The sequence below is a fragment of the Pararcticibacter amylolyticus genome, assembly GCF_003130405.1.
GTDB classification, from domain to species: domain Bacteria; phylum Bacteroidota; class Bacteroidia; order Sphingobacteriales; family Sphingobacteriaceae; genus Arcticibacter; species Arcticibacter amylolyticus.
Genome location: NZ_QEAS01000003.1, coordinates 375,833 through 380,371, shown reverse-complemented (window position 1 = coordinate 380,371; position 4,539 = coordinate 375,833). Strand labels below are relative to the sequence as shown.

Sequence of the window (4,539 nt, the reverse complement as noted above, 5' to 3'; positions counted from 1 at the left end):
AGCGTCGGAGGCCCGGGAGGATCATATTCTCTGAAGGAGGTTCCTGGAGGGTCAGGGGCGCCGGTGCTGCCGGCTTTGAGAGTAAAGTTGGGATATTACAGGACAGGGATCAAGTGCTGGTTGTTATTTAGATTAATTCTAAATAAAGCCATGTATTTACAGGCTAAGACCCGTACAGAACCCGCCTTTTTCGTAAGAAAGGCGGGTTCTATGCGGTACATAAGAGGGAGATGAGCGGGAACATTCATAATGCAATCAGGAAGTGATCAGGGGATGAGCTAAGCCTGGATGGGGAATGTGCAGATTCAGCCTGGCTGGGTATCATAGGTGTGGTAAATGCCTATACCTGCGTTACACCGGTTTCCGGTTATTTTTAAGCGTATCTATCCTGGATTCGTCCATCCTGCCGGGGGATTCCAACAATAATCCGTAATTTTGTATGTTTTATAGATCCTTATGAATACTGCTGAATCGAATACTGTGCTGCCGGGAAAATATTGTAATTCCCTTACTGAATACTCCCGTTTTCTTACCCGGGAAGTTTCCATCGGGCATATCGCTCTTGGAGGAACCAATCCTGTCAGGATCCAGAGTATGACGACCACAGATACGATGGACACTAAGGCAACGGTTGAACAGACCATCCGGATGGTGGAAGCCGGATGTGAGTATGTCAGGATTACAGCGCCCAGCATTAAGGAAGCCAGGAATCTGGCTGACATAAAAAAGGAGCTGAAGTACAGGGGCTACGATGTTCCCCTTATTGCCGACATCCATTTTACTCCTAATGCGGCAGAAGCTGCCGCCCGCATAGTGGAGAAAGTCAGGATCAATCCCGGGAATTATGCTGATAAAAAGAGGTTTGACCAACTGGAATATACTCCTGCCGAATACGAAGCAGAACTTGAACGGATCTATCAGAAATTTGCTCCGCTGGTAAAGGTTTGCAAGGAATACGGAACAGCTATGCGTATCGGTACCAACCACGGATCTTTATCCGATCGGATCATGAGCTATTACGGGGATACGCCACGGGGCATGGTAGAGTCGGCCATGGAATTTATCAGAATGTGCGAAAGCCTTAATTATTATAACCTGGTTATATCCATGAAGGCAAGTAATCCCCAGGTGATGGTTCAGGCTTACAGGCTCCTCGTAGAGACTATGCAGAAGGAGGGAATGAATTACCCGCTTCATCTCGGTGTAACTGAAGCCGGGGATGGCGAGGACGGACGGATAAAATCAGCTGTAGGAATTGGAACCTTGCTGGAGGACGGGCTGGGAGATACTATTCGTGTTTCGCTGACGGAAGATCCTGAATTTGAAGCGCCCGTGGCAATTGCCCTGGCTGACCGCTATATCAAACGGCAGTCTGCCGGTACTGATTACCCTTTCACTCCGGTTGGACTACCTTCAGGCTTTTCTCCTTATGAATATCAAAAAAGACCATCCAGCGAATTAAATACCTTTATCGGGGGCCACCAGGTACCGCGTGTAGTTCTCGATATTAGCAGGGAGAACCTTCGTGATCCTGCTGTCCTCGCTGCCGGTGGCTATCATTATTCGCCCTTGCTCGACAAGTATAACATGGGAGAGCAGTCTGTCGATTTTGTCTATCTGGCAGATCAGCTTCCTTCTTTTGTGATGCCCGGCAATCTCAAGCAATTGTATGATTATACTACCTGGCTGAAACTTGCTAAAAAGAAGAACTGTCATCCTCTGTTCGGACTGAACGAATACCTGGAAGCAGGGGAGAGGGATATGGCCTTAAACCTGGTAAAGGTCAGCTATGATGACTTGAAATCGGGCTTAGTTGCAAAACTGAACATCGATGATACGCTCGTTTTTGTCCTTGAGACGGATAGGGAACATGGGATGGCGGATCAGCGCCAGTTCTTTTTTGCACTGGCAGAACTCGGAATCAGCACTCCTGTTATCTTAAAGAGGTCTTATACAAGCTCTGAGGGGGAGGGATCTTTGATGGATCCGGCAAAGGCAGAATCGGATTTTCAGTTGTACGCCGCCACGGATACCGGGGCCCTCCTGGTAGATGGTTTCGGGGATGGTATATGGCTGAACGCATCGCATATACCTGCAAAAACAATTGTCAGTACGGCATTTGGAATTCTTCAGGCAACACGCTCGCGGATTTCAAAAACTGAATATATATCCTGTCCAAGTTGCGGACGGACTCTTTTTGATTTGCAGGAGACCACTCAAATGATCAGAAGCAGGACCAGTCATCTGAAAGGGGTAAAGATCGGGATCATGGGCTGTATTGTTAACGGCCCGGGCGAAATGGCTGACGCGGATTATGGATATGTCGGCACTGGCCCTGGTAAGATCACTCTTTACCGCGGAAAGGAGGTGGTGAAGAAAAGTGTCAACACGGAAAATGCCCTCGACGAGCTTATTGAAATTATCAGGGAAGACGGCAACTGGATTGAGGTAGAACCTCAGCAATAAAAAAGGGATTATCTGGTTGTCCCGGATAATCCCTCTCATCATTTTTCTAAAGTAACTTTATTTCTTTCTTGCCATGACCTTTTTCACAGCTTCAACTATGTGGGCAGCATCAAGGCCGTATTTGCTCATCAGATCAGCAGGTTTGCCGCTTTCTCCGAATGAATCGTCTACTGCGATATATTCCTGAGGTGTCGGGTTATTTTTTGCAAGCAGCTGTGCAATGCTGTCTCCGAGTCCGCCAAGCCTGTTGTGCTCTTCGGCAGTTACCACACATCCTGTTTTAGCCACTGACTTCAATACTGCTTCTTCATCAAGTGGTTTGATCGTGTGGATATTAATGATCTCCGCATCTATTCCCATCTCAGCAAGTTGTTCTCCCGCAAGAATTGCTTCCCATACCAGGTGGCCGGTAGCAAAGATACTGACATCGCTACCCTCATTCACCATCCATGCCTTTCCGATTTCGAACTTTTGATCGGGAGCTGTAAATATCGGGATCACCGGACGGCCAAAACGGAGGTACACGGGACCTTCATATTCTGCAATAGCGATAGTTGCGGCCATGGTCTGATTGTAATCACAGGTATTGATCACCGTCATGCCCGGAAGCATTTTCATCAGCCCGATGTCTTCCAGGATCTGATGAGTAGCGCCGTCTTCACCAAGTGTTAAGCCAGCGTGCGAGGCACAGATCTTTACGTTTTTGCCTGAATAAGCAATAGACTGACGGATCTGATCGTAAACGCGGCCGGTTGAGAAGTTGGCAAAAGTGCCGGTGAAGGGGATCTTCCCACCAATAGTCATTCCAGCTGCTATTCCCATCATGTTGGCCTCTGCAATTCCAATCTGGAAGAAGCGTTCTGGAAATTCTTTGATGAATGCTTCCATTTTGAGAGACCCTACCAGGTCGGCACAAAGGGCGACAACATTACCGTTTCTTTTACCTGCCTCGAGAAGGCCGGCTCCGAATCCGGAACGCGTATCTTTTTTCTCTGTAAAAGTGTATTTTTTCATGTGAATAATCTTTCTTAATCTCAATGAAGCTGCGATAAGTTACATCATCTTTGTGAATGTTAGCCTAACGTGCTTTTAACTGAGTTTTTGTTTTAACGGCGAAGAGTCCGGCCGGAGCGCTTCCGGCTTTCTTCTGCCCGAAACGGTTAATAATCCTGCAAAGAACTGTTTAATTGCGCAAGGGCGGCGGCTAACTGCTCGTCGTTCGGAGCTACTCCGTGCCATTTATGAGATCCCATCATGAAGTCGACACCATATCCCATAGCAGTATGCATCAGGATCATGATTGGTTTGCCTTTAAATGCTCTTGATTTCGCAAGCTCCAGTACCCTGATCACATCTTCCATATCATTGCCCTGCATTTCCAGTACATCCCATCCGAAAGCTTCCCATTTTGCTCTGAGATTGCCGAGAGAAAGGACTTTGTCGGTAGGACCGTCAATTTGCTGGCCATTGTAGTCGATGGTAGAAATCAGGTTATCAACTTTATTGTGAGGGGCAAACATAGCAGCCTCCCAGATCTGGCCTTCCTGTAGTTCTCCGTCTCCGTGAAGTGAAAAAACCAGCGAATTGTCATTATTCAGTTTTTTTGTCAGCGCAGCACCAATAGCAACCGACATGCCCTGGCCAAGAGATCCTGACGCAATACGGATTCCCGGAAGATGTTCATGAGTAGTAGGGTGGCCCTGCATCCTCGAATTGATCTTACGGAATGTTCCAAGTTCTGCTGTTTCGAAGTACCCTGCCCGAGCCAGTGTACTATACCATACCGGTGAAATATGTCCGTTTGAAAGGAAGAACAAGTCTTCACCAGCTCCGTCCATGTTGAAATTCACGTTGTGCTTCAATACATGAAAGTATAAAGCAACGAAATAGTCAGTACATCCGAGCGAACCTCCGGGATGGCCCGACTGGCATTGGTGGACCATTCTGACGATGTCACGGCGAACCTGGGTGGCAATGTCGTTTAATTTTTCTATGTCTGCTTTCATCTTTAATTGGAAAGCGACTAAAATAGGAATTTAAGTTGAAAAGGAAAAGTGTAAAAATGACGGTTAA

3 protein-coding genes are annotated in these 4,539 nt (G+C 47.2%); 1 reads left to right on the top strand and 2 read right to left on the bottom strand.

Features of this window, described 5'->3' with window-relative positions; all coding sequences use genetic code 11:
- Positions 1–456: 456 nt before the first annotated feature.
- On the top strand, positions 457–2,466 hold the full coding sequence (gene ispG, locus DDR33_RS05865; RefSeq protein WP_109414816.1) for a (E)-4-hydroxy-3-methylbut-2-enyl-diphosphate synthase: 2,010 nt from the start codon (positions 457–459) through the stop codon (positions 2,464–2,466).
- 57 nt (positions 2,467–2,523) lie between these two features.
- Here ispG and DDR33_RS05860 read toward each other — a convergent pair whose 3' ends face one another.
- Both DDR33_RS05860 and DDR33_RS05855 read right to left on the bottom strand, forming a co-directional pair.
- On the bottom strand, positions 2,524–3,480 hold the full coding sequence (locus DDR33_RS05860; protein WP_109414815.1) for a transketolase family protein: 957 nt from the start codon (positions 3,478–3,480) through the stop codon (positions 2,524–2,526).
- A 146-nt stretch (positions 3,481–3,626) separates the two neighbouring features.
- Positions 3,627–4,472, bottom strand: a complete 846-nt coding sequence (locus tag DDR33_RS05855) for a transketolase (RefSeq protein WP_109414814.1) — start codon at positions 4,470–4,472, stop codon at positions 3,627–3,629.
- Positions 4,473–4,539: the final 67 nt, after the last annotated feature.